Source organism: Muricoccus vinaceus, from assembly GCF_042433125.1.
Classification (GTDB): Bacteria; Pseudomonadota; Alphaproteobacteria; order Acetobacterales; family Acetobacteraceae; genus Roseomonas; species Roseomonas vinacea.
The window spans coordinates 1-24,072 of record NZ_JBHLVZ010000115.1; the positions used below are offsets into that span (position 1 = coordinate 1).

21 protein-coding genes are annotated in these 24,072 nt (G+C 70.0%); 5 read left to right on the forward strand and 16 right to left on the reverse strand.

Features of this window, described 5'->3' with window-relative positions; genetic code table 11:
* Positions 1 to 155: 155 nt before the first annotated feature.
* From ACFFIC_RS29280 to ACFFIC_RS29295, 4 genes are all read right to left on the reverse strand, one after another.
* Positions 156 to 563: a DUF3489 domain-containing protein gene (locus ACFFIC_RS29280; RefSeq protein WP_377057140.1), complete on the reverse strand. Its 408-nt coding sequence runs from the start codon at positions 561 to 563 to the stop codon at positions 156 to 158.
* Between the two features lie 429 nt (positions 564 to 992).
* Positions 993 to 1,982: a Bug family tripartite tricarboxylate transporter substrate binding protein gene (locus ACFFIC_RS29285; RefSeq protein ID WP_377057142.1), complete on the reverse strand. Its 990-nt coding sequence runs from the start codon at positions 1,980 to 1,982 to the stop codon at positions 993 to 995.
* The gene (locus ACFFIC_RS29290; protein ID WP_377057144.1) at positions 1,979 to 3,565 is read right to left on the reverse strand and encodes a hydantoinase B/oxoprolinase family protein; all 1,587 of its coding nucleotides are present in this window, start codon (positions 3,563 to 3,565) and stop codon (positions 1,979 to 1,981) included. Before ACFFIC_RS29290 ends, ACFFIC_RS29285 begins: the two co-directional genes overlap by 4 nt.
* The gene (locus ACFFIC_RS29295) at positions 3,562 to 5,577 is read right to left on the reverse strand and encodes a hydantoinase/oxoprolinase family protein (protein ID WP_377057146.1); all 2,016 of its coding nucleotides are present in this window, start codon (positions 5,575 to 5,577) and stop codon (positions 3,562 to 3,564) included. Before ACFFIC_RS29295 ends, ACFFIC_RS29290 begins: the two co-directional genes overlap by 4 nt.
* A 686-nt stretch (positions 5,578 to 6,263) precedes the next feature.
* Here ACFFIC_RS29295 and ACFFIC_RS29300 point away from each other — a divergent pair.
* The 3 genes from ACFFIC_RS29300 (at position 6,264) to ACFFIC_RS29310 (ending at position 9,307) form a co-directional block, all read left to right on the forward strand.
* Positions 6,264 to 7,247 carry a Bug family tripartite tricarboxylate transporter substrate binding protein gene (locus ACFFIC_RS29300; RefSeq protein WP_377057148.1) on the forward strand — a complete coding sequence of 328 codons (984 nt, stop codon included), beginning with the start codon at positions 6,264 to 6,266 and terminating at the stop codon, positions 7,245 to 7,247.
* Positions 7,244 to 8,110, forward strand: coding sequence for an amidohydrolase family protein (locus ACFFIC_RS29305; protein ID WP_377057150.1), 867 nt, complete (start codon positions 7,244 to 7,246; stop codon positions 8,108 to 8,110). Before ACFFIC_RS29300 ends, ACFFIC_RS29305 begins: the two co-directional genes overlap by 4 nt.
* 273 nt (positions 8,111 to 8,383) lie before the next feature.
* Positions 8,384 to 9,307, forward strand: coding sequence for a tripartite tricarboxylate transporter substrate binding protein (locus tag ACFFIC_RS29310; protein WP_377057190.1), 924 nt, complete (start codon positions 8,384 to 8,386; stop codon positions 9,305 to 9,307).
* 71 nt (positions 9,308 to 9,378) lie between these two features.
* Here the strand turns inward: ACFFIC_RS29310 and ACFFIC_RS29315 are convergent, their stop codons facing one another.
* The 12 genes from ACFFIC_RS29315 to ACFFIC_RS29370 form a co-directional block, all read right to left on the reverse strand.
* Entirely contained in the window at positions 9,379 to 10,179 is an 801-nt protein-coding gene (locus tag ACFFIC_RS29315; RefSeq protein ID WP_377057152.1) for an alpha/beta fold hydrolase, read from the reverse strand.
* Between the two features lie 11 nt (positions 10,180 to 10,190).
* Complete coding sequence (locus tag ACFFIC_RS29320; RefSeq protein WP_377057154.1) at positions 10,191 to 10,979, reverse strand: SDR family oxidoreductase; 789 nt, start codon at positions 10,977 to 10,979, stop codon at positions 10,191 to 10,193.
* Positions 10,980 to 11,520: 541 nt separating this feature from the next.
* On the reverse strand, positions 11,521 to 13,065 hold the full coding sequence (locus ACFFIC_RS29325) for a class I adenylate-forming enzyme family protein (RefSeq protein ID WP_377057156.1): 1,545 nt from the start codon (positions 13,063 to 13,065) through the stop codon (positions 11,521 to 11,523).
* A 14-nt stretch (positions 13,066 to 13,079) separates the two neighbouring features.
* On the reverse strand, positions 13,080 to 14,135 hold the full coding sequence (locus ACFFIC_RS29330) for a mandelate racemase/muconate lactonizing enzyme family protein (protein ID WP_377057157.1): 1,056 nt from the start codon (positions 14,133 to 14,135) through the stop codon (positions 13,080 to 13,082).
* 2 nt (positions 14,136 to 14,137) lie between these two features.
* Entirely contained in the window at positions 14,138 to 15,115 is a 978-nt protein-coding gene (locus tag ACFFIC_RS29335; protein WP_377057158.1) for a Bug family tripartite tricarboxylate transporter substrate binding protein, read from the reverse strand.
* Entirely contained in the window at positions 15,105 to 16,262 is a 1,158-nt protein-coding gene (locus ACFFIC_RS29340; RefSeq protein WP_377057159.1) for an acyl-CoA dehydrogenase family protein, read from the reverse strand. The genes ACFFIC_RS29335 and ACFFIC_RS29340 overlap by 11 nt, the downstream gene beginning before the upstream one ends.
* A gap of 7 nt (positions 16,263 to 16,269) precedes the next feature.
* Positions 16,270 to 17,247: a Bug family tripartite tricarboxylate transporter substrate binding protein gene (locus ACFFIC_RS29345; RefSeq protein WP_377057160.1), complete on the reverse strand. Its 978-nt coding sequence runs from the start codon at positions 17,245 to 17,247 to the stop codon at positions 16,270 to 16,272.
* The gene (locus ACFFIC_RS29350; protein ID WP_377057161.1) at positions 17,240 to 18,031 is read right to left on the reverse strand and encodes a citryl-CoA lyase; all 792 of its coding nucleotides are present in this window, start codon (positions 18,029 to 18,031) and stop codon (positions 17,240 to 17,242) included. The genes ACFFIC_RS29345 and ACFFIC_RS29350 overlap by 8 nt, the downstream gene beginning before the upstream one ends.
* Positions 18,028 to 19,197, reverse strand: coding sequence for an acyl-CoA dehydrogenase family protein (locus ACFFIC_RS29355; protein WP_377057162.1), 1,170 nt, complete (start codon positions 19,195 to 19,197; stop codon positions 18,028 to 18,030). Before ACFFIC_RS29355 ends, ACFFIC_RS29350 begins: the two co-directional genes overlap by 4 nt.
* Positions 19,190 to 20,020 carry a p-hydroxycinnamoyl CoA hydratase/lyase gene (locus ACFFIC_RS29360; protein ID WP_377057163.1) on the reverse strand — a complete coding sequence of 277 codons (831 nt, stop codon included), beginning with the start codon at positions 20,018 to 20,020 and terminating at the stop codon, positions 19,190 to 19,192. The genes ACFFIC_RS29355 and ACFFIC_RS29360 overlap by 8 nt, the downstream gene beginning before the upstream one ends.
* Positions 20,021 to 20,031: 11 nt before the next feature.
* On the reverse strand, positions 20,032 to 20,490 hold the full coding sequence (locus ACFFIC_RS29365) for a MaoC family dehydratase (RefSeq protein WP_377057164.1): 459 nt from the start codon (positions 20,488 to 20,490) through the stop codon (positions 20,032 to 20,034).
* 4 nt (positions 20,491 to 20,494) lie between these two features.
* A complete protein-coding gene (locus ACFFIC_RS29370) occupies positions 20,495 to 21,472 on the reverse strand; it encodes a Bug family tripartite tricarboxylate transporter substrate binding protein (protein ID WP_377057165.1) in 978 nt (325 codons plus the stop codon).
* A 116-nt stretch (positions 21,473 to 21,588) separates the two neighbouring features.
* On the opposite strand from ACFFIC_RS29370, the gene ACFFIC_RS29375 reads away from it, so the two are divergent.
* Positions 21,589 to 22,509, forward strand: coding sequence for a LysR family transcriptional regulator (locus ACFFIC_RS29375; protein WP_377057166.1), 921 nt, complete (start codon positions 21,589 to 21,591; stop codon positions 22,507 to 22,509).
* A gap of 94 nt (positions 22,510 to 22,603) precedes the next feature.
* A complete protein-coding gene (locus ACFFIC_RS29380) occupies positions 22,604 to 23,779 on the forward strand; it encodes a CaiB/BaiF CoA transferase family protein (protein ID WP_377057167.1) in 1,176 nt (391 codons plus the stop codon).
* The last annotated feature ends 293 nt before the right edge of the window (positions 23,780 to 24,072 follow it).

The window sequence follows — 24,072 nt, forward strand, 5'->3', positions numbered from 1 at the left end:
CGCTGCTTCATCAACAGCGTCGAATCAGAACCCGCGAGTCCGTGCAAGCCTGAAGTGCTCTAGCCCGAGGCCTGAGTGCCCCTGTTCGGCGGTGGAGACCCGGTACAATGCCACTGCATAGCGGGGCTGAGCGGACGAGCGGCGCAGGGCAGCCATCAGCCCTGCTCCACGGCAGCGATGCGGTAGACGCTGTAGCTGCCCTTTGCGCCCTGAGACCCCGGCCCGACCTGTCGCACCCGCTCCAGCACCTCGACCGCATGGCCCTTCTTCTTCAGCCCTGCGAGAAAGCCTCGGACCGTGTGCTGGGCCCAGCCGGTCGCCTCGATGACCTGAACGATGGTGGTCCCCTCAGGGCGACGCAGGAGGGTGAGGACAGCCTGTTGCTTGGTGCCCTCTCGCGGGCGGCAAGGGGCGGAGGGCTCGCAAGGCGGATAAGCCGCGCCAACCCGGCTCAGAGCGGCCCTGAGCGCCTCCATGGCCCCCGGCAGGGCCGAGCGCTCCACGCCTGCGTCCCAGACCACCAGCAGGGTCGTGGCGGCCGCACGGAGCGAGGTGTGCCTCAATCCTTGAGCAGAAGGGTCGGTCGGCGCCTCCTGGCCTGCTGGTGCGGCGACGGAGACCGACTGCCCTTCGCTGCCCTCCTGCGCGTCCGCAGCAACCCCTCCACCCACTGCCAGGTTCGGAGACGCTTCTGCAAGTTGTATCGGGTAGATGGGCAGCGGCGGTGAGGATCCCCGCCTGTGTGGGGGAGAGCGGCTTCGTCATCGTAAGGTCCCTGGATCGGACCTGATGATCAGGTCCTAAGACCCGAAGCCCTGCCGCGTCCCGGTCAGGGTGCACGGAGCCAAAGTGGCCCCGCGCTGCTGTGCTTCGCTCTGTTCGGTAGCAAAGCCAAGCTGATTGTGAGTAGACCTAGCATTCAGGAAAGATCGGCTCGCACGGATGCCTGAGTGGCTGTCTCCCGTTCAACTCAGGCCCACCTTTTGCTCCAACTATTCCTCCACCTCCACGTTCGCGTCGCGCACCACCTCAGACCAGCGCTGCATGTCGGCGCGCCAGACCGCATTGAACTCGGCGGCGGAGGCCGGCGCGGGGGTGGCGCTGATGGTACGCAAGCGGGCCTGCCCCTCTGGCGAGGCGATGGCCTTCGCGATCACGTCGGAAAGCTGCTGCACGGTGCGGGGGTTCATCCGGGCCGGCCCGAAGATGCCCACCCAACTCGTCACCACGAAGTCGGGAACGCCTGCCTCCGCCATGGTCGGCACGTCTGGCAGCGACGGCAGCCGGCTGCCGCTGGTGACGGCCAGAGCTCGCAGCGAGCCGCCCTGGATCTGGCCGAAGACGTTGGGCAGGTTATCGAACATCACCTGGATGCGCCCGGCCTGCAGGTCCAGCACTGCCGGAGCGCTGCCGCGGTAGGGCACATGGGTCATGGCCAAGCCCGAGCGAAGGCGAAACATTTCCCCGGTCAGGTGGATAGAGGTGCCGGCGCCCTGAGAGCCGAAGTTGATGCCGCTGGGCTGAGTCCGCCCCCAGGCGATGAATTCCTGCACGTTGTGCGCCGGCGAATTCGTGCCAATCACCATCACATTGGGGAACTCGGCGATGCGCCCGATCGCCGTGAAGTCCCGCGCCGTGTCGAACGGCAGGTTGCGGCGGATGGCGGGCGTGACGCCGTGCGAGCCCGCCCCGCCGACCAGCAGCACCGAGCCATCCGGCGACGCCTTGGACACGTAGTCCGAGGCGATGGTGCCGCCCGCGCCCGGGCGGTTCTCCACGATGGCGTTGATGCCGAGCTGCTCACGCAGGGCATCGGTCACGATGCGGCTGTTCACATCGAAGGAGCCGCCGGGCGCATAGCCGACGATCACACGCACCGTGCGCGTGGGGTCGAGCTGCGCCGCGGCCGGCTGTGCGAGCGCCGCGAGCACGAACCCCGGGGTCAGCACGTTGAGAATCAGCGATGCGAAGGCGCGTCTCATGTCGGGGCTCCCCAGCCTCCGGCGCCGGCCGTGCCCATCAGCAGCCGGTCGCCCGTGTTCAACACCGTGGTCAGCTTCGACCGCACTTCCTCCCGCGCGCCGTTGGCGCGGATGATCAGGGCTTCCGCCACCCGGCCGTCCTGTCCGCCGGCGCTGCCCCTTGCCGCATGATAGTGCCGTTCCCCCCGGAAGGTGAGGGTCAGCGGGCCGCGCAGGACCTCGTAGTCCCGGTCGATGCCCGCCCCACCCGGATGCTGCCCGGCCCCGCCGGAGCCGCGCCGCACGCGATAGTGGTGGACGCGGACCGGCGCGTCTGTTTCCATCGCCTCTACCGGCAGGTTCATGGTGTTGCCGACATCGGTGGAAACGCCGTTCACGCCTGGACCGTGCATGGATCCGCCGCTGCCTCCGGAAAGGATCTCCGTAACCACCCACGCCGATCCGTCCGCCCGTCGGCCCGAAAGCGCCATCACCGTGGAGCAGCCGGAGTTCGCGGCGGGAATGCGGTCCGGCAGCGCCTCGGCTAGGGCGCCGAGGATGGCGTTGGTCACCAGCTTCACCGTGCCCGTGCGGGCGTTCAGCGCGGCCGGCATGCGCGGGTTGAGGAGCGACCCTTCGGGCAGGACCACTGTCAGCGGGTGGGAACAGCCGCCATTATTCGGGATGTTCGGCCCCGTCACTGCGCGCAGAGCGAAGAAGCAGCCCGCCATGACGCCGGCCGGGGCGGCGTTGACGGGGCCGCGCACCTGCGGGGCGGTGCCAGTGAAGTCGAAGCGCATCTCGTCGCCATTCACCGTCACGCGCACCCGGATCGGCACGGGAAGGTCCAGCTCCACCCCATCATTGTCCAGCGCGTCCTCATAGGTCCAGCTGCCGTCCGGAATGGCACGGATGGCGGCGCGGGTGGCGGCCTCTGCCCGACGCACCAGCTCCGCCATCATGGCGGCGAGCGCGGCGGCGCCGTAGCGCGTGGCCAGCTCCCCCATCCGCGTCGCGGCCAAGTCGCAGCAGGCAATCTGGGCGTCCAGGTCCCAGGCGAAGGCTTCGGGCGTGCGGGTGTTGAGGGCGATAATGCGCATGACCTGTGCATCCGTGACGCCATCCCGCCGCAGCCGCAGGGGCGGCAGGCGCAGCCCTTCTTGAAAAATCTCGGTGGCGGTAGTGGGGAGCGAGCCTGGGGTCATGCCGCCGAGGTCCTGGTGGTGCACGATGGCACCGGCCAGGGCGATCACCCGCCCCTCCGCGAAGACCGGCACCATCACCGAGACGTCCGGGATATGCGTACCGCCGTCATAAGGGTCGTTCATCAGGTGAACGTCGCCGGGGCGCATCCCTTCCACGGGAAATTCCCTGAGCATGCGCCGCACCGCCGGCATCAGTGCGCCGAGCAGGAGCGGCAGGGAAATGGATTGCGCGATCAGCGTGCCGTCCGGCAGGAAGAGGCTGGCCGAGGCGTCGTTCGCCTCCCGCACGATGGGGGACACGGCGGAGCGGAGCATCACCGCCTGCATTTCCTCGGCGATGGCCTCCAGGCGGCGGCGGACAATCTCAACCGTCGCGGGGTCAAGGCGCTCGGCGTTCACAGGGGCCGCTCCATCAGCAGGTGGGCAGGATAGGCGGTGACGCGCCAACTGGCGGGCACGACCACCGTTGTGTCGTCCTGCTCAATGATGGCGGGGCCCTGAAGGATCTCTCCGGGGCGCAGCGCGGCGCGAGGCACCACCGCCACCTCCTCGGCCAGACCCGCGATCACGGCCATGCGGCGGGTGCGGACGGCATCGCCGCCGGCCGCGACGCGGGGCGGGACCGGGATCACGCGCAAGCGCTGCACAGCGCGGAGGGCAACCAGCCGCACCGGGGCCTCGCGGGCATGGCCATAGGTCGCGCGGTGCAGGGCGATAAAGCCGTCGCGGATCGCCGCGCGGGGCTCCGCGGCGCCGTGGGGCAGCGGCACCTCTAGGCTGTGACCCTGGCCGACGAAGCTGGCGCTCGCGGTCAGCATCGTTTCCGCCCTGTCGGGATCGGCGCCATCCGCCTCCATAGCGGCCCGGGTCTCGGCCACCAGCGCGGCGATCGCGGCGCAAAGCTCCTCCTCCGGCAGCTCGTCCAGCAGACGGCCGAAGCCCCGCGCCGCGTCATGCTCCAGCGGCGCGTCCAGCAGGCCCGTGGCGGCCAACACGCCGGGGGCCGCGGGAATGACGATGCGGGTCTGGCCGAGATCCTCCGCGATGGCATAGGCATGCAGCCCGCCGCCGCCGCCCGCGGCCACTAGGGGCAGCTCCCGCGGGTCCACCCCGCGCGCCACCGTCACGGCGCGCACCGCTTCCGCCATGGTGGCGTTGATGATGCGGTGAATGGCGACCGCGGCCTCGCGCAGGCCCATCGCCAGCGGCCCCGCCACCTCGCGCTCGATCGCCGCGGCCGCCGCATCGGCGTCCAGGGGTAGCTCCCCCGCGGCGAAGCGGGCGGGGTCCACCAGCCCCAGCACCACGGAGGCGTCTAGCACCGCCGGGCACGTCCCGCCGCGGCCGTAGCAGGCGGGACCGGGCGCCGCACCGGCCGAGCGCGGCCCGACCCGGAGCCCGCCCGCATCGTCGATCCACGCGATGGAGCCGCCACCCGCCGCGATGGCCAGCACGTCGGCCGTGGGCACGCGCACGGGAAAGGTGCCGATCATGCCGTCCATCCGCAGCGCTGGCGCGCCGCCGCGGATCACCGCCACATCCGCGCTGGTGCCGCCAACATCGATCGAGACGCCCTCGGTGAAGCCCGCCTCCCACAGCACCGCCGCCGCGCCGATCGCGGCGGCCGAGGGGCCAGAAAGTGTGAGGCGGATCGGCTTGTCCCGGGCGGCGGCGGCGCCAAGCAGCCCACCGCGGGAATGCATGACCTGCAGCGGCACGCCCAGGCCCACCGCGCCGATGATCGTCTCGATGCGGCCAAGGTAGTCACTCATCACCGGCTTCAGCGCAGCATCGAATGCGGTGGCGCAGGTCCGCTCGTATTCGCGCGGCGCGGGATCCACCTCGGAGGAAAGGGAAACGGCCATGCCAGGAAGGGTGGCCTGTACGATCTCCCGGGCGCGCCGTTCGTGAACCGGATCCAGGAATGCGAACAGGAAGCAGATCGCCACGGCCTTGGCGCCCTCTGCCTCCAGCGCTTTTGCGGCTCTCGCCACCTCTGCCTCGTCCAGAGGCTCCCACACCGTGCCGTCGGCGCCAATTCGCTCCGTCACCTCGATCCGGCGCGCGGCCGGGATCAGTGCCACCGGCGTCTGCGGGCCGAAAAGCAGGTCGTAGTTGGATGCCCGCGTCATGCGGCCGAGCTCGATGACGTCGCCGAAGCCGCGCGTGGTAATGAGCCCGACCGGGGCGGCCGTGTTCTCCAGGATAGCGTTGGTGGCGACCGTGGTGCCATGAAGGAAGCGGCGCACGTCCTCGGCCCCACCATCTCCAAGCAGGCGCTGGAGCGCCTGGCCTACTGCCCGAGCGGGGTCGTCCGGTGTGCTCGGCACCTTCAAAGAGCGGAGTGAGCCATCCATGCCGCGCAACACAGCATCCGTGAAGGTGCCGCCGATATCAATTCCAATGTCCACGCCGTCCGACCCCTTCGCCCTTCGGTGGCGTGCTCAATTCAAGCTCACGCTGCCCTCGCGCGCAACCTTGCCCCGTTTTGCTATTCCGGCCAGCACAGAAGGGGCGAAGTTAGCCTGGCCCGTGGCTTACATGCGAACTCCTTGCTCGCCCAAGCCGCGCCTCACCGACGACTCCGTGACGCTCCACCCCGGCGTGCAACCGCCTGTGTGGGGGAGAGCGGCTTCGTTATCGCCAGGTCCCTGGGACGGACCCGACCAGCCGGGTCCTACGCCCCAAAGCCCCGCCGGAAGTCGGTCAGGGTGGCATGGTGGAAGCTGTCCCTTCCATCTCACGCTTCGCTCCAATTGAAGATGGAGCCAAGTGAAGATCGGCTCCGCCCACAATGTCAGTGCTCATCCAAGGTCTGCTCCTAACGAGCCAGTGCGTCATTCCACTCCTACAGTCCAGCGCAACTGCCAAGATGTGCGGTTTGCAAGCTGGTGTTAGCCAAGGACCAGATAGGTGGGGCGCGACCGTTTGTTGCAGTTGCTGTCCTCATTGCCTGATTGGATGCACCCGCGTCCCAACTCGCACCGCTGCGTCAGCTGATTGGTAGGGCTTTCGGTAGGCAGGAACAGCAAGCTATCGTCGAACTCAGCCCAGCAAAAACGGGCGCCCCTGCTAATGGGAAGGACGAAGACCAGGAATGCTGAACCGTCGTCACACACTGGCGCTGGCGGGTCTATCCGTCGGCGCCACAATGCCACGGACGGCGTTCGCCGCCTGGCCTGATCGCCCATTGCGCGTTGTTGTGCCCTACGCTGCGGGCGGAAACATCGATGTTGTGAGCCGCTTGCTTGCGCCATCGCTTTCAGAACGTTTCGGCCAGCCAGTAGTGGTGGACAACCGTCCCGGCGCTGGAGGCAGCCTTGGTGCCGAACAGGTCGCTCGCGCAGCTCCCGATGGCTATACGCTGCTCGCCGGCTCCAACGGTCCGATTACGGTGAACCCGCTGGTGCAGGCACGCCTGCCCTACGAACCACTTCGTGATTTCACACCGATCGCACTGGTGAATGCCGTGCCATTGGTGCTGATGGTAACCAACGGTACCACCGCCACCAACATCCAAGAGGCCGTGGCGCTGTCGAAGGCACAAGCAGGCGTCTTCACAACCGGGACGCCGGGCGCCGGCAGCACGGCTCATCTAACGCTTGAGCTGTTCAACAGCGCCACAGGCGCCACGCTGGTGCATGTCCCCTACCGTGGTGGCGGCGCCATTGTGCCGGACTTCATGTCCGGCAACATCCGCGCGATGTTTACGGAACTCTCGACTGCCCTGCCACTGCACAAGGATAAGAAGGGCCGGATTCTTGCTATCGCATCAGCACACCGATCAACACTCCTGCCAGAGGTTCCCACCTTCATTGAGGCCGGAGTGCCCGACTTCGTTGCAGCCAGTTATTGCGGGTTGCTAGCCCCACGTGCCACGCCTGCATCGGTTGTCACTGCGCTGCAAGACGCCATCGTGGCCACCACATCCAGTTCCGACATACGGGCGAAGCTAGAGGCTCTTGGCTCCGAGATGGCCTCCGGTACCGAGCAGACGCCAGCGGGCTTTACTGCCTTCCTGCAGCGGCAAGCGGCCGACGCACGGCGCGCTGCCGAGCTCGCAGGACTCAAGCCGGAATGAGCGGCCCGGATCAACGTGTCCCGCCCGGTGCCTGGGATTGTCACTGCCATGTTTTCGGCCCTGCCAAACACTTCCCCTATGCGGAGCCGCGCTCCTACACGCCAGATGACGCACCACTCGAAGCGTATCTTGCCCTGCTGGACCGTCTGGGTCTGGAACGTGGCGTCATTGTTCAGTCGAGCGCCTATGACCGTGACAACCGCGCCACCCTCGATGCGCTTCGCCGCGCCCCCGATCGCCGGAGGGGCATCGGCGTTGGCGGCGCGGAGCTGACGCCCACCATTCTACGTGAACGGCACAAGGCAGGCATCCGAGGCCTGCGCGCAAACGAGTATCGCCGGGCAGGCCAAGCGGCCTACTATGGTGGAGTCAGGCTTGATGAAGTTGAACCTTTCTCTCCTGTGCTGGCGGAGCTGGGCTGGCATCTTCAGCTCTGGATCGACGCCGCGGACCTGCCGGACCTCATGCCGCGCCTCGCCCGCATGAGGATCCCGGTCGTGGTGGACCACATGGGCCGATTGCACCACAGCCGCGGCACGAGTGATCCGGGTTTTCAGGCGCTGAGACGGGGCGTGGCCGAGGGGCAACTCTGGGCGAAGGTCTCCGGCACCTATCGTCTGGGTGCAACCGCACCGGACTATGCGGAGGCACGCCCGTTCCATGAGGCCCTGGTCGCCGCCAACCCCGATCAACTCGTCTGGGTCACGGACTGCCCTCATCCTCGCCCGGAAGGCGGTGCACCCAATGCTGCACGGCTGCTGCAGGTCTTCCTAAGCTGGACGCCAGAGCCGGCCCGGCAACGCATTCTCGTCCGTGACGCCGAGGCTCTCTACGAATTTCCACCCATCACACGGAACAGATAATCGCCAACGCTTCCGCAAGCAGCCAACCTTCAGCAGGTTCTGGCGCACCGTGTTCCTAGCGGCTGCCGGTGGGTTCAGAGGTGCCTCGCCAATTGCAGCGGGTGCTGGGCAGCGGCGCTCAGGATCTGAGCCTGGGTGGGTGAGAGCGGCTTTGCCCATGACTTGTTTGAGACTTGCGGGGCGGCCACTCTCCATCGAACGACAAGATTTTTGGAGAGGCGTGCAATGATCGACAGGCGTGGCCTGCTAGGGGCATCCCTGGCGTGTGGTGTGATGCGGACAGCTTTGGCTCAACCCGTTTGGCCGGACCGGCCGGTGCGTGTGGTGGTGCCGTTTCCACCTGGCGGGTCCAACGATATCGTCGCGCGCCTTCTCTGCGAGACGCTTCGGGAGCGTACGGGGCAGCCTTGGCTTGTGGAGAACCGCTCTGGCGCCGGTGGCAACATCGGGAGCGACGCCGTGGCCAAGTCGGCGCCGGACGGCACGACTTTGCTGCTGACCGCGCCAGGGCCGCTAACCATCAACAACGCGCTGTTCCCTAGCATGCCCTACCTTGCCGCGCGCGATTTCGTGCCCCTCGCCCTTATTGCCTCCGTGCCGATCGTGCTGATGACGGGGCCTGATCTCGCAGCGGGCGACGTGAAGGCGCTGATCGCCTTAGCCAAGGCGCGGCCAGGCCAGATCGCCTTCGGCTCCTCGGGCAATGGCACCACCAATCATCTAGCCGGCGAGTTGTTCCGCAGCATGGCTGGGATTGACATTGTGCATGTGCCGTATCGAGGAGCTGCGCCCGCGATGACGGATCTGGTGGGCGGCCAGATCGGGATGCTGTTCGACAACCTGCCCGCGGTGCTGCCGCAGGTTCGGGACGGGCGGGTGCGCGCCCTGGCTGTTGCGGGAGCCAAGCGGGCCGAAGCCCTTCCCAGCGTTCCCACCATGGCGGAAGCGGGGCTGCCGGGCTTCCAGGCTGAGGCTTGGTTCGGGATAGTCGGTCCGACCGGCATGGCGCCGGCTCTTTGTGGTCGCTTGACGGCTTTGGTCTCGGAGGCGCTGTCCGATCCGGGGCTGCGGACGAAGCTGGCCTCCACTGGGGCCGAACCCGGATCGCTGGTCGGGGATGCCTTCGGGGCATTCCTTGCGCGGGAGCGGGAGACGTGGTCGCAGGTAATCGAGTCGTCGGGTGCTCGGGCAGGGTGATACCACAGACCAGAACCCCGTTGCTCGGGTGACGGCAGGCAGCCAGCCCGCAGGGGAAGAGCCCCTATCGCTCATTCTCCGAAAATGAAGTCTCGCACCAACATGGCGGTTCGGTCGGGATCGGAGGCGGCGACGTGGTAGGAATCGCTCTCCAATACCACCAGGAGTGAGTGCGAGATGCGCTCCTGCCAAGCGCGCACCTCTTCCACGGAGCCGAGGCCGCTGCCAGTGGTTGTGACGACGAGTGTGCGGGCTTGGATGTGTTCCACCTCGGCGGTCACGTCCACGGTGGGCACCATCTGCAGGAAGCCATCCAGCGTCGAGGCAGCGGTCTGAGACATCAGATCTTCCCACCATTGTAGCTGCGCCGGGCTCATACGGGTGCCCAGGCGGCCAGCGTTGGAGCCTCGCACCCAGGGACGCACGCCCTCAGCAGCGATCTGGGCGCGCCAGCCCGGGGTGCGTGCGGCCATGTTGGTGAGGGACGCCGGCCCACCAAGGACAGCGAGTCGATCTACCAGCTCGGGGTGCCGGGCAGCCGTGGCCAGGGCAATGGTGCCGCCGATCTTGCCACCAGCGAGATGCACGCGCGGCGCGCCGAGATGGAAGATGAGGGCGGCAACGTCCGCGACGAGGCTATCGAGATGCCAGGGATGGTCGGCTGGCAGGGCAGGCGAGCGGCCGTAGCCGCGCAGGTCCATCCGCACCACGCGCGCCCGGCGGGCGAGGTAGGGAACGAAGGCGCGGAACGCCTCCCCGCTTTCGGCCAAACCATGCAGCATCAGGACAGTGGGAGAGGGTGCCCAAGGATCGGTGAAGTCGTCCACGGTGTAATGGATGGACACGCCGGGAGCGGTCTCAAGCAGGGGCATGGAGGCGTTCCTCAGATGCAGCGTGTGCCGCCGCCGTCGACGTCGATCATCGTGCCGGTTATGTAGCCGGCGCGGTCGGAGCACAAGAAAGCGACGAGGCCCGCCACCTCCTCCGGCGTCCCGAGGCGGCGGAGCGCAGTGCTCTCGATCGCAGCCTGGTTCTCGGCATCCGCGCTACGGCCTGTCTCGGCGGCGCCTTGGGCGGTCAGCGTGTCCCAGCGTGGAGTCTGGATAGGGCCAGGATTTACACCGGTGACGAGCACGTTGTCACCGGCGCATTCCTGCGCCAGTGCATGGGTGAAGGCGAGCAGGGAGGCGTTGACAGAACTTCCGACGATGTAGTTCGCGCGGGGTTGGTGACCAGAGCGGCCGATGATGTTAATCACGCGCCCCCAGCGCCGCTTCCGCATCGCGGGCGTCAGTGCGCGCGCGCAGCGCGCATAGCCCATGAGCTTTAGGTTGATCGACTTCGCCCAGGTAGCGTCCGGAGTTTCACCGATTCGCCCCATCGGTGTGGCGCCGGCATTGTTCACGAGGATGTCCACCTCTCCAAGCTCATCAATGGCCTGCTGCATCGCCGCGTCCACCGCTTCAGCGCTGGAGAGGTCGGCGGCAATCGGGATGACGGTTGCGCCAGTCTCGGCGGCCAGAGCGCTTGCCGCTTCCCCAAGGCGAGCGGCATCGCGGGCCACAATCGCGACGGACACCCCTTCCCTTCCAAGCTCCCGCGCAATGGATCGGCCAATACCGAGCGAACCGCCGGTTACCACGGCTCGACGGCCGCGCAGGGCGAGGTCCATCGCGCCTTCCTCCTTTTGGTAGGGCCGCACAGTTCCTGTGCCAGGGTAGGGTGTCAATTGTTGGAGATCACAAGCACCGCATCTGGCAGCCCGGCCCTGAGCATAATCCGGAAGACCGTGCTGCGGGCAGCCGCGGGCAGATTTGCAGGCGCCTCCGCCAGACGGGCTGGGTGTTGGACGGCCGAGGTGAGGATCTGCGCCTGTGTGGGGGGGAGCGGCTTCGTCATCGTCAGTCCCTGGATCGGACCCGAGCAGCCGGGTCCTACAACCCAGAGCCCTGACGAGCGGGGGTCCGGGTGGCGGGTGAAGGTGTAAGCTTGCCCTCGCGCCACTGACGCTTCGCTCTGGGCCGGGATGAAGCCAAGTGTTTCATCTCCACGGGCCGGAGAACCTGTCTCCCGCTCCGACCCTTTGAACAGGCAGGGGTAGGTGGGCAACGCAGCATCAGCGCGGGATCGGCTACGCGGGCGGGCAGGCGAGGTGTGGTGGCCCGCGAACCAAGGGAGCAGTCCTCGATCAAGTCCCACGATCCGACCAGCACTCAGATGATCCTCTTTCCCGTTTCCGGCCAGTGCGCGCGGCGCAGCGCCTTCTTGTCCACCTTCCCGTGCGGCAGGCGGGGAAGGTGCGGCACGAACTCCACGTGGCGCGGTTTCTTGTAGGACGCAATGCGGGCGCGCACGTGTTCGATCAGCCCTGCCGCGTCCAGCGCCGCGGTCGGGCACAGGACGACATAGGCCATCACTGCCTCGCCCCAGCGCTCGTCGGGCACGCCGATTACCGCGCATTCCGCCACGCCGGCATGGCTGAGGCAGGCCTCCTCCACCTCGCGGCTGTGCACGTTCTCCCCACCGGAAACGATCACGTCCTTCTTGCGGTCCAGCAGGTGCAGGTAGCCGTCGGCGTCAATCCGGCCGATATCGCCGGTGCGCAGCCAGCCGCCGGGCGTGAAGGCGGCCTCGGTCTGCGCGGGGTTCCGCCAGTAGCCGGACATGGCGCCAGGGGAGCGGAGCAGCACCTCGCCCTCCTCCGCGTCGTCCCCTGCGTCGTCCACGATCCGCAGTTCCGTCCCGTGATAGGGCTGGCCGGCGGAGGCGAGGCGGGCGGCTTCCCCCGATCCCTCCGGCGCGTCCAGTTCCTGCTGGAAGGGCAGCAGGATGGAGGAGGCGACGTGCTCCGTCATGCCGTAGAGCTGATGGAAAATGGGCCCGAAGGCTGCGACGGCCCGCCGCAGTTCTCTCACCGGCACGGGGGCGGAGCCGTAATGGATGCGCTTCAAGGAGGAGAGGTCGTGGTGCTCCCGCGCGGGGTGCTCCACCAGGGTCTTCACCATCACGGGCGCCAAGTGCGCGGCGGTGGCGCGCTCCTCCTCGATTGCACGGAACACCGCCTCCGGGTCGAAGCGCGGCAGTAGCACGCAGGAGCCGCCCATATACTGCACGGAGAGCCACTCGATCTTCGCGCCTACGTGGAAAAGAGGCATGGTGACGAGCACGCGGTCGGTCGGGCGCAGCCCGGCCTCGCAGGCGATGGCGCGGGCGGAGTGCAGCATCGCGCCCTGCGCCAGCACTGCGCCCTTCGGCGTGCCCGTAGTGCCGGAGGTGTAGATGATGAAGGCGGGGTCCTCCGGCGCCGAGGCTGGGTCCTCTCCCTCCTCCGCACCGGCCAGAAGCGCCTCGTAGTCCACCGCGCCCGGCTGCACGGCACCGATCGAGACCAGCAGGGAGGGGCGCGCGGGCAGGGCCGCGACGGCGGCCGCGTAGCCGTCCTCGAAGAGGAGCGCAGCGGGACCGGCGTCCGCCACGATGGCCGCCAGCTCCGGCGCAGCAAGCCGCCAGTTCAAGGGGACGAGGATGAAGCCGCCCAGCTCCGCCGCGCCGTAGGCCTCTAGCATCTCCGCGCGGTTCTGGGACAGCACGCCCACCCGGTCCCCCGGGCGCACGCCCTTTGCGGCCAGGGCCGCGCGCAAGCGGCGCATCCGCGCCAGGTGCTCCGCATGGGTCCAGTTCCGCCCCTCATTCATCAGCGCCGGCCGGCGGGCGTGGAGGGCGGCGTTGCGCCGGAGGAGATCGGCGAGGGTTCGCATGATGTGTCCTTGCCTCAGGGATGCAGCCGGGCAATCGCCGCCCAATCGGCGCGGTCGACGGCGCGTCCGGCGGGAAGCGCCACGCGGCCGCCGCGCAGCACGGGTGGCTCGCGTGTCAGCGGGCGCTCGAAGAGAAGAAAGGTGGAGGTTTCGGCCGACGGCCCGGCGGGCAGGCGCGTGGCGAGGCGCCAAGTCGCGCCCGCGCCGAGATCGCTCTCCCCAAACAACCCGATCCCGACCTCCGCGCCGAGCACCGCCGCGCGGGCGGCGATCGCCTCCGTCAGGCCCGGACCCACGCGGCCGGGCTTCACACCGAAGGCCCGCGCACCCCGCGCGAGGAAGAGGTCCGCGTCTCCCTCCGACCACACCGCCGCGTCCACAAGGATCGGCGTGGCGCAGGCGGCCTGCAGCCGGTTGAAGGAGTCGTCCGGGCGAAGGGTCGCCGGGTCCTCCACATGGGTCAGCCCCGCCTCCCCCAGCGCCGCGACGTGACGAAGCAGTTCGGGGCTTTCGGGGTAGAGCCCGTTCATGTCCAGCGTCAGCGCCACATCCGGCCCCACAGCGGCGCGCACGGCGCGGATCGTCCCCAGGTCGCGCGCGAAGCCTCGCCCGCCTTTCAGCTTCAGCGCGCGGAAGCCGTGCGCCGCCATGGCGGCCTCCGCTTCCCGCGCCATGGCCGCAGGCTCCTTCAGCGTGATCGTCCAGGAGAGCGGGATCTCGCCGCCCGGCCCGTCCTCCTCCAGCAGGTCGCGGATCGCGGCATCGGCCATCGCCTTCGCCGTCGCGTTCTCCGGCACGCGCGCCAGGGCGTGCCGGACGGCGCCGGGTGCGGAGAGGTCCAGCCCGATGAGGCGCGGCAGCACCACCTCCTCCAGCGTGGCGGAGAGGGAGCGGAGCGTATGGCCGGACCAAGTGGGCTTGACCGTGCCCTCGGCGGCCCCTTCCCGCCCGTCCTCGGCCCGCAGGCGAAGGACCAGCAGGTCCGCCGCCACCTCCGCGACATCCGACCACTCGACCGGCGCCCGGTAGGGCAGGCGCACGGGATGCAGGGACCAGCCGGCGAGGCGCATGACTAGTCGATCATCGCGCCGGAGGCCTCGACCACCCGTGACCAGCGGATGGAGTCCTCGCGCAGGAAGCGGGCGAATTCGGCGGGCGGGAGATGCCGGGTCTCCGCCCCGCCGCGGGCCAGGGCATCCCGCACGCGCGGATCGGCCTGCGCCGCCGCGGTGGCCTCCGAAAGCCGTACCGCGACGGGTTCCGGCAGCCCGGTCGGGCCGAACAGCCCGTACCAGGCCACCGCCTCATATCCCGGGTAGCCGCTCTCGGCCACCGTCGGCAGGGCGGGCGCGAGAGGGGAACGGCGCGCGCCCGTCACCGCCAGCGCGCGCAGCCGGCCCGTCTCGGCATGGGGCAGCACGGCGGGGGCGGTGAAGGCCATCACCGTCACTCGCTTGGCCAACAGGTCGTTCAGCGCGGCGGGGCCGCCGGGATAGGGCACGTGCATCATGTCGATGCGCGCCATCGTTTTCAGCAGCTCCACCGCCAGGTGCCCGCTGCTGCCATTGCCGCCGGAGGCGTAAGCGATGCGGCTAGGCCTCGCGCGCGCTGCCGCCACCAGCCCCTCCAGGCTGTCCACGCCGAGGGAGGGGTGGACCACGATGACGTTCGGCGCCTCCGCCGCCAGCGCCACCGGGGCGGTGTCGCGCAGCGGGTCGTGCGGCATGCGCTTGTAGAGGTGCGGGTTGATCGTGTGCGTCGGGCTGGCGCCGAGCAGCAGCGTGTGGCCATCCGCCGCCGCGCGCACCACCATGTCCGTGCCCAGCGTGCCGTTGGCGCCGGGGCGGTTGTCCACCACGAAGGGCTTGCCGAAGGCGCGGGACAGCTCCGGCACCAGCAGCCGCGCGACGAGGTCCGCCGTGCCCGCCGCGGGGAAGGGCACGATCACCGTCACCGGCCGGTCCGGCCAGGACTGCGCGCGGGCCACGGCCGGCGCGGCTAGCAGGGGCAGCGCGAGCACCGCCCGGCGGGAGAGGCCCTCACGCGGCATAGCGGCCCTCCAGCAGTTCGCGGGCGATGGTGTTGCGGTGAATCTCCGTGGTGCCGTATCCCACGGACATGCCGCGCACGTCGCGGAAGTAGCGCTCGAAGGGGAACTCCTCGGAAAGGCCGTAGCCGCCGCAGAGCTGCATCGCCGTGTTCGTCACGCGCACCGACATCTCGTTGACGAAGGTCTTGGCGACGGAGGCGTCCATCGGCGTCGCCGCCCCCGCATCGATCCGCCGCGCCGCCCGCCAGAGCAGGGCGCGCCCGGCCTCCAGGTCCATCGCCATGTCCGCTAAGCGCCATTGCAGGCCCTGGAATTCCGCGAGCGACTTCCCGAACTGCCTGCGGTCCTTCAAATAGGCCGTCGCCCCGTCCAGCGCCGCGCCTGCCACGCCGAGGCAGACGGTGGGATTCCCCGCGATCCGATCCGCGTCCAGCACCTTGAACAGGTGGCGCATCCCGCCCGCCGGCACGATCACGTTCTCCGCGGGAATGCGGCAGGCGTCGAAGGTCAAGCCGGCCATGCCCGTGGCGCGCAGCCCGATCAGGTCCAGGTGGTTGCCGATGGTGAAGCCGGGCGTGCCGCGCTCCACCAGCACAGCGCCCACGCCGCGCATCCCCGGATCGTCGGAGAGGCGCACGAGGACGAGGAAAAGGTCCGCAACCTGGGCGCAGGAACACCATGTCTTGGCGCCGTCGATCACGTAGGAATCGCTGTCCTTCCGCGCCCGGGTCCGCACGGCGGCCACGTCCGAACCCGCCTCCGGCTCGCTCATGCTCCAGGCCGCCAGCGCCTCTCCCTTCACGAAGCGGGGCAGCCAGCGGCGTTTCTGCTCCTCCGTGCCGAGGTGCAGGATGCTGCGCGGCGTCGCGCCATCGGTGGTGCTGAGCAGGATAGCGGTGTTGGCGCAGGCGCGCGCCACCTGCTCCATCACGACCACCGTGTCGAACAGGGAGAGGCCGGCGCCGCCATATTCCTCGGGGATGAAGGTGCCGCAGAAGCCGTGCTCCGCCAGCACGCGCAGATTTTCCACGGGGGGCTCGTAGTCGCGGTCGGCCTTGGCGGCGCAGGGGCGGAAATGCTCCTCCGCCATGGCGCGCGCCGTCTCCTGGATCAGGCGTTGGTCGTCGTTCAGCTCGGGCTCTCTCACGGGCGCCTCACTCCGGCTTCGCGCCGGTGTCGCGGACCACCCCGGCCCACATGCGGCTCTCCTCCGCCACGTGGCGGGCGAAGGGCTCCGGCCCGGGCGGCACGGGTTCGACGCCGAGCGTCGCGAAGCGCGAGCGCACCTCCTCATTCTCCAGCGCGCCGCGCAGGGTGGCCTGCAGCCGAGCCATGGCGGGCTCCGGCGTGCCGGCGGGCGCGACCAGGCCGTACCAGGTGGTCATGCCGAAGCCCGGCACGGTGCGGGCCACCGGCGGCCAGTCCGGGAAGGCCTTGACCCCTTCCGCCGGGCTCACGCCCAGCACGCGCAGCCGCCCCGCCTCGATCTGCGGCACCGCGGAGGTGAGGCCGACGAAGCCGAGCTGCACCTCGCCGGTCGCGATGGCCTGCATGGCCGGCGCCACGCCGCGATAGGGCACGGCGACGATGCGCGTGCCCGTCAGGCTCTTGAACCACTCCATCGCCAGCCCGTGCACGCTGCCGGGCCCGAGCGAGGCGTAGGAAAGCCCGTCCGGCTTCGCCTTCAGCACTGCGATCAGCTCCGCCACGTTCCGCGCGGGCACGGAAGGATGCGCGGCGAGCGCGAAGGGCACGGCGCAGAGCAGCCCGATCGGCCGCAAATCCTTCGCGATGTCGTAGGGCACGCTGGGATACAGCGCGGGATTGATGGTGGAGGTGTTGGTAACGAGCCCGATCGTGTGCCCATCGGGTGCCGCGCGCGCCACCGCCTCCGTGCCCACCATCTCCGAGGCGCCGGGCCGGTTCTCGATGGCGATGGGCTGCCCGAGCGTGTCCTGCATGGCCTTCGCGACCAGCCGCGCGGCCACGTCCGTGCCCCCGCCCGGTGTATAGGGAACGATGAGCCGGATCGGCCGGATCGGTGTCCACTCCGGTGCCCGGGCCTGGGCCCGCGCCACCGCCGGCGCCAGCAGCAGGGCGCCGAGCGCCCGGCGGGTGATTGCGCTACGCATCCCCACTCTCCTCCCCGGCGGCGTTGCTCGCCGTCTCATCCTCCACGCGCAGCCAGATCTCGCGCGCCATGGGGTGACGGATCTCCTCCGCGATATGGCCGACGAGGCCGACGGCCCGCCCGATCACCGCCAGCCCGCGGCAGAGCCGCCAGTCCAGCCCCATGTCCGACGCCACCGCCCCGATCGCGCCCGTGGCGTTCACCGGCAGCGACTTGCCCGAGGCCGCCTCCGCCGCGCGCGAGAGGGCCCGCATCAGCGCGACATGCCGCCCGGCAATGCCGTGCTCCTCCGCCAGGGCGAAGAGAACGGGCGTGCGGGGATCGATCGGCTTGTGGAGGGGATGGCCGATGCCGGGGATGGTGGCCTTGCGCCCGAAGCGCTCCGCCACGATGTCCCTCGCCATCGCATCCAGGTCGGCATCACCGGGCGTGCCGCGCAGAGCATCCTGGACCAGCTTCGCCGCACCCTCCGCCGTGCCGGCAAAGGTGGTGCCCATGCCGCAGAGCCCCGCCGCGACCGCCGCCTGCAAGGATTCCGGCGCGCCGAGATAGGTCAGCCGCGTGGCGATCGCCATCGGCGTCATCCCGTGCTCCACCAGCACCACCAGCAGCGCGTCGAAGACCTTCGATTCTCCGGGCGTCGGCTCCCGCCCCGTGATCTCCAGCCAGGCCATGTCGGAGAGTGAGATCTTGCCCAGCAGGTCGCGGCAGAGGTCGCGTCCTTGCACCAGGATCCGGTCCGGCGTGCTGCGCCCCATGCCGGAACGGAGAGGTGTCTGTTTCATGCGCGCCCCGCGTAGAGATCGAGCACCTGGCGGGCGATGGCGTCGCGCATCACCTCCGCAGGGCCCTCAGTGATGGTGAAGGACCGTGCCTCCCGCCACATGCGCTCGATCGGTAGCGCGGTGGTCAGGCCCGATCCGCCGTGGATCTGCAGGCAGCGATCGGCGGCGCGCAGGGCGCATTCCGTGCCTTCCACCTTCGCCAGCCAGGAGGGCAGGCGCGCATCCGCCCCCGCATCCATCGCCGCCGCTGCGCGCAGGGTCAGCGCGCGGGCGGATTGCAACTCCCGGTAGGTGTCGGCCAGCATGAAGCGCACGGATTGGCGGTCGGCCAGCGGCGCGCCGAAGGTGGTGCGCGCCCGCGCCTGGGCCGCGCCCATCTCCAGGCAGCGCTCCGCCACGCCGCAGGACCGCGCGCCATGCCGCATCACGCGGCCATGGGTGATCCAGGCCTGGCCGAGGCGGAAGCCGTCGCCCTCCTCCCCCACCCGGTCCTCGGCCGGCACGCGCACCCCGTCCAGCACCACCTCGCAGGGCCGGTCGCCGGAGACGGTCGGCTCGCCCGCGCCCACGCTCGCGCCGAGCGCGCGGAGATCGACCAGGAAAAGAGAGAGGCCGCGCGCCCCCTTCGCGGGATCGGTGCGCGCCACCACCTGAGCGAAATCCGCCTTTTCGGCGCCGGTGATGAAGCGCTTCGTTCCGGTAATGAGGTAGCCACCCCCGTCCCGCACGGCGCGCGTCCGCATGGCGCCGGGGTCGGACCCTGCATCGGCCTCGGTCTGGGCGAAGCAGGGCACACGCTCCCCGTGCAGCACCGGGTCCAGCCAGCGCGCGCGCTGCTCTCCGCGCAGCCCCGCCAGCACGGCGCCGACCAGCGGGCCGAACACGAAGGACTCCCGCGCGGGAAGCGCCGCGGCGCGCCCCAGCTCCTCCCAGAACACGGTCTGCACCAGATGGGACAGGCCCGGCCCGCCCGCCTCCTCCGGCACGTCCAGTGCGTGCAGGCCCAGCGCGGCGGCCTCGTCCCGCAGACGCTCCTTCACCGCCATCGGCACGCCGCCGGGGTGCTGCGCCTCCAGCGGGATCAGCCGCTCATCCACGAAGTGGCGCATCGTGTCGCGCAACAGGCGCGCCTCCTCCGCCTCGGGCGGCACGGCCACGTCAAGCACCGGCGGGCCTCCCGCCCAGGCCGGGCTTGAAGGCCTTATCGAGGAAGCCCTGCGCCCCCTTCTCCCGCCAGCTCCCGCTTTGGCGGTGCGTCAGCTCGTGGTACTTGGCGCTGACATAGTCCTGCGCCGCATCGTGTGACATCTCCTGCGCCAGCCAAAAGGATTCTTTTGTCGCCCGCAGCGCGAAGGAATCCTTAGAGGCGATCTCCCGCGCCAGGGCCAGGGTCTCCTCCCGCAGCCGCGCGGCGGGCACGGCGAGGTTCACCAGCCCCATCCGCTCCGCCACCCGCCCGTCGAAGGGGCGGCCGGTCATGGCGTGCAGCAGCCCGTCCTTCGGCCGCGCCAGCCGCGTGAGTGAGCGGGTCACGGGCCCCGCGGGGAACATGCCGAAATTGATCTCCGACACGCCGAAGGTTGCCTCCTCCGCCGCCATCGCCAGGTCGCAGGATTCGACGAGGTTCACTCCGCCGCCGAAGGTGTAGCCGTTCACCATGGCGATCACCGGCTTGGGCAGGCGCCGCAGCGTGCGGGCGCGCCACTCATAGGTCAGGCGGTCGATGCGGTCGTACTCGTCCGGCCGGTCCTTCAGCCCGACGAGGAACTCCTTGATGTCCATCCCCCCGCAGAAGGCCTCCCCCGCGCCGGTGAGGACGATCACGCGCGTCTCCGCGTCGTAGCGCAGCCATTCCAGCGCTGCCGCCGCCTCCTCGTTCATGCGGGGGTTCATGGCGTTACGCTTGGCCGGGCGGTTGAGGGTGAGGAATGTGACGCCCCCCTCCTCCCGGCTCACGGCGATCGTTTCCCAGGCGGGGATCTCGGACATGCTGGGCTCCGTCATGCGAAGGCGAGGAGGATGCTGCGGCCGACCAGGGCGGGCTTCGCCGCGCCCTCCAGTTCCACCACCACGTCGATCTCGATGCGCGTGCCCCCGCCGGCGGCAGGCTCGACCGCGGCCAGGGTGCCGCGCAGGCGCAGCCGGTCCCCGGCGCGCACGGGGGCGGTGAAGCGCAGCCGCTCCATCCCGTAGTTGAACCAGCGCGCGGCGCACCGGACCTGCAGCCCTTCCTGCAGCATCGACGTCGTCATCGACAGCGTCAGGAAGCCCTGGGCGATCACGCCACCGAAGGAGGTCTCCTTTGCCGCGCGCGCGGGATCGGTGTGGATCCAGTGGTCGTCGCCGCTCAGCCCGGCGAAAGCCGCGATCTGCGCCTCCGTCACCGCGCGCCAGGGACCGGGCCCGATCGGGTCGCCGATATGGGCCGCGAGGTCAGCCGGGTTCTCCACGCTCAGCACCGGCCTAATCCAGCCGCAATTCCATGGCGCGCAGGCGGCCGGCCATGCGCGGCACATCCTCCCTCAGCACGGCCGCGAAGGCCTCCCGCCCGCCGGGCATGGGCACCAGCCCCTGCGCTTCCACGAAGCGCGCCTGCCATTCCGGCGCGGCGACCGCGGCGGCGAAGGCGGCGGAGAGGCGGTCCAGCACGGGCGCGGGCGTCTCTGCCGGCGCGGCCACGGCGAACCAGGCGCGGGAGAGAAGGGCGGGGAAGCCCGCCTCCACGACCGTGGGCACCTCCGGCAGCGTTGGTTGCCGCTTCTCGTCCAGCACCGCCAGCGCCCGCAGCGCCCCGGCCCGCACCTGCGGCAGGCCCTGCGCCTGGGAGGCAAACAGGATCTGGATCTGGTCGGCCAGCAGCGCCGGCACCGTCTCCGCCACGCCGCGGAATGGCACGTGGACGATGTCGATGCCCGCCGCCATGCGGAAGGCCTCCGCCTCCACATGCGGCGGCGAGCCCGGACCGAAGGAGCCGTAGTTCAGCGCCCCCGGCCTCGCCTTAGCCAGCGCCACGAGATCGGCCACCGAGCGCACGGGGAGCGTGGCGGGGACGAGAAGGCACTCCACCGTCGCCGCCAGCAGGGAGACCGGCGCGAAGTCCTTCGCGGGGTCGTAGGGCAGCTTGGAGAAGACGTGCTGGTTGACCGTGAAGGCTGCATCCGAGGCCAGGAGCAGCGTGTAGCCATCCGGCGCCGCCCGAGCCACGGCCTGGGCCGCCACCACCTGGCTGCCACCGGGCCGCGGGTCCACCACCACGGGCTGGCCGAGCGCGGCGGAAAGGGCCGGGCCCAGCCCGCGCGCCAGCCCGTCCGCCAGCCCGCCGGCGGGGAAGGAGAGGACGAGGCGGATGGGGCGGCTGGGAAAGTCCTGCGCCCGCACCACGGACGGCGCCGCCAGAAGGGCGGGCATGATGGCGCAGATCGCCCGTCGGCCGAGGGCCATGGCGCGCTTCCTCCTCCGTGGCGCTGCCGTGCTTCCGGCGCACCTGTTAGGGGAAAGCTAGGCCCGGACGGTGCCGCGCTTGCACCCATCGTTCCGCCATGCTCACCATGAACGCCATGAATATCCGGAACCTGGACCTCAACCTCCTCCTGGTCTTCGAGGCGGTGGCGCAGACCCGCAGCATGACGGCGGCCGGCCGCCGCCTCGGCCAGGCGCAGCCCACCGTCAGCCACGCCCTGGCCCGGCTGCGGCGCCTCTGCGGCGACCCACTCTTCGTCCGCACCCGCAGCGGGGTGGAGCCCACCCCCTATGCCCAGCGCCTGATCGGCCCCGTCACCCACGCGCTGGACACGGTGCGGGCGGGCTTCGCGCGGGAAGGTCCCTTCAACCCCGTTACCAGCGAGCGGGTCTTCACCGTCCTCCTTTCTGATGTCGGGCAGGCGGCCTTCCTGCCGCCCCTGGCCCGGCGGCTGGCCACGGAGGCGCCTGGCGCCGCCCTCGTCGCGGCGGAGATCCCCCGCTCTGCCTACCGGGAGGCGCTGGAATCCGGCCGGGCGGAGCTGGCCATCGGCGGCCTCGGCTTCCTGCAGACGGGCTTCTACCGACGCCGCCTCTTCACGGACCGCTACGTCTGCTGCGTCTGCGCCGCCAGCCGCATCGCGCGGGAAGGATTGACGCTGGACGACTACGTGGCCGGCCGCCATGTCGGCGTCATCTCGCCCGGCCTGCCGGATGACGGGGTGGACCACGCCCTGCTCTCCACCGGGCGGGGGCGGCGCTTCGCGGTGAAGGTGCCGCACTTCCTCGTCGCGCCCACCCTCGTGCCCGGGACGGAGCTGATCGCCACCGTTCCGTCCCGCGCCCTGCGCGGCCTGGAGGCGAAGGGGATAACCGTGCTGGACCCGCCCCTGCCCACCCCGCCCATCGAGGTCGCCCTCTACTGGCACGAGCGGCTGCACGGGGACGAGGGCAGCCGCTGGCTGCGCGGGGTGGTGGTGGACCTCCTGGCGGACAGCCCGGCCCGCGGTGTGGCCTGACATTCACGCCGTGCATCCTGACCATGCGCGGCACGGTCTCCCCCGCCCCGCCGGAAAGTCCGATCCTGCCCGGAAACAGGGTGGGAGGAAGGGCGTGCGGCTGCTCGAGGATGTGCGCGTGCTCGATCTCGGCAGCTTCATCACGGCGCCGCTCGCCGCGATGCTGCTGGCCGAGTTCGGGGCGGACGTGATCAAGGTGGAGCGCCCGGGCGGAGACCCCTTCCGCGCCTTCGGCAAGGGCACCTATAGCCCGCAGTTCCAGGCCCATAACCGCCACAAGCGGTCCGCCGTGATCGACTACGCCACCCCCGATGGCCTGGCGGCGCTGGATGCCCTGGTGAGGCAGGCCGACGTGCTGGTCATCAACACCCGCCCGGGCGTGGCGGAGCGCGCGGGCGTCGGCTGGGACCGGCTGCGGGACATCAACCCGCGCCTGATCTGGTGTGGCATCACCGGCTTCGGGCCGGACGGCCCCGCCGCGGGCCGCGCGGCCTTCGACAATGTCGGGCAGGCGGCCTCCGGCTGGATGTCCCGCCACCGCGCGACCGACGACCCGCGCGTGGTCGGCCCCGCCATCTCGGACGCCGCGACCGGCCTCTACGCCACCCTCGGCATCCTTGCCGCGCTGCACCACCGCAACAGGACAGGGCAGGGCCGCCGCCTGGACCTCTCCATGCTGGAGGCCACCATCGCGCTCGGCACCGAACCGCTGAGCCAGTTCCTCGCCACCGGCAGGCCTGTGCCCGTATTCCAGCGCGCGGCCATGTCGCAGGCCTATACCGTCGCCTGCGCCGATGGCCGTCGGATCGGCCTGCACCTCTCCTCGCCCGACAAGTTCTGGCACGAGCTCTGCCGCGCCGTCGGCAGGCCGGAGTGGATCGAGGCCTATCCCCGGCGCATGGACCGGGTGGGCGCCTACGAGACCATCGCCACACGCCTGAACGAGGTCTTCGCCACCCGCCCATGCGCCGAGTGGCTCTCCCTCCTCGGCCGCCACGACATCCCCTTCGCCGCCGAGAACACGCTGGAGGAGCTGGAGAGCGACCCGCAAGTGGCGCATCTCGGCCTCTTCGGCCAGGCCGAGCACCCGGTCCACGGCTCTGTCCGCATGCCGCTGCGCCCCGTGCGGGCCGACGGGTCCCGCGAGATTACCCTGCGGCCGCCGCCGGAACTTGGGGAGCACACCGAGGAGGTGCTCCGCTCCGCAGGTGTCGGCGACAGCGTGATTGCTGTCGTGGTCGGCCGGGCTTCGGCCGGCCCAGGGGAGTGATGTCAGTGCAGGGCAGGCGCAAGCCGTACACTCTCAGGGTTCTCTCGACAGGTTCAGCCCAGAGAATGTTTGCGCCCAGTTCCTCTCGCTGCTCCAACTCTCCACGAGACAACTTTTCTCTGGTGAGTTGGGATCGCGTTTCTCCGTGTGTTCCGGCTGCATTTTCCGCATCCAGCTTGATACTTCGAGTGCGGAACGAAAGCTGTTTTCTCTCTCCAGAGAGGCCTTTGTCTCCAAGGCTTGGGACTTAGGCGATTTGGTCTACAAGCTTTAGAGCACTGTGATCAGGCTAT

Bases quoted from the DNA above. Each gene is read 5' to 3' on its own strand.
- ACFFIC_RS29285 (WP_377057142.1), bottom strand. From the start codon at position 1,982: ATGAGACGCGCCTTCGCATCGCTGATTCTCAACGTGCTGACCCCGGGG.
- ACFFIC_RS29300 (WP_377057148.1), top strand. From the start codon at position 6,264: ATGCTGAACCGTCGTCACACACTGGCGCTGGCGGGTCTATCCGTCGGC.
- ACFFIC_RS29305 (WP_377057150.1), top strand. From the start codon at position 7,244: ATGAGCGGCCCGGATCAACGTGTCCCGCCCGGTGCCTGGGATTGTCAC.
- ACFFIC_RS29310 (WP_377057190.1), top strand. From the start codon at position 8,384: ATGCGGACAGCTTTGGCTCAACCCGTTTGGCCGGACCGGCCGGTGCGT.
- ACFFIC_RS29315 (WP_377057152.1), bottom strand. From the start codon at position 10,179: ATGCCCCTGCTTGAGACCGCTCCCGGCGTGTCCATCCATTACACCGTG.
- ACFFIC_RS29320 (WP_377057154.1), bottom strand. From the start codon at position 10,979: ATGGACCTCGCCCTGCGCGGCCGTCGAGCCGTGGTAACCGGCGGTTCG.
- ACFFIC_RS29325 (WP_377057156.1), bottom strand. From the start codon at position 13,065: ATGCGAACCCTCGCCGATCTCCTCCGGCGCAACGCCGCCCTCCACGCC.
- ACFFIC_RS29330 (WP_377057157.1), bottom strand. From the start codon at position 14,135: ATGCGCCTCGCCGGCTGGTCCCTGCATCCCGTGCGCCTGCCCTACCGG.
- ACFFIC_RS29335 (WP_377057158.1), bottom strand. From the start codon at position 15,115: ATGCCGCGTGAGGGCCTCTCCCGCCGGGCGGTGCTCGCGCTGCCCCTG.
- ACFFIC_RS29345 (WP_377057160.1), bottom strand. From the start codon at position 17,247: ATGCGTAGCGCAATCACCCGCCGGGCGCTCGGCGCCCTGCTGCTGGCG.
- ACFFIC_RS29350 (WP_377057161.1), bottom strand. From the start codon at position 18,031: ATGAAACAGACACCTCTCCGTTCCGGCATGGGGCGCAGCACGCCGGAC.
- ACFFIC_RS29360 (WP_377057163.1), bottom strand. From the start codon at position 20,020: ATGTCCGAGATCCCCGCCTGGGAAACGATCGCCGTGAGCCGGGAGGAG.
- ACFFIC_RS29370 (WP_377057165.1), bottom strand. From the start codon at position 21,472: ATGGCCCTCGGCCGACGGGCGATCTGCGCCATCATGCCCGCCCTTCTG.
- ACFFIC_RS29375 (WP_377057166.1), top strand. From the start codon at position 21,589: ATGAATATCCGGAACCTGGACCTCAACCTCCTCCTGGTCTTCGAGGCG.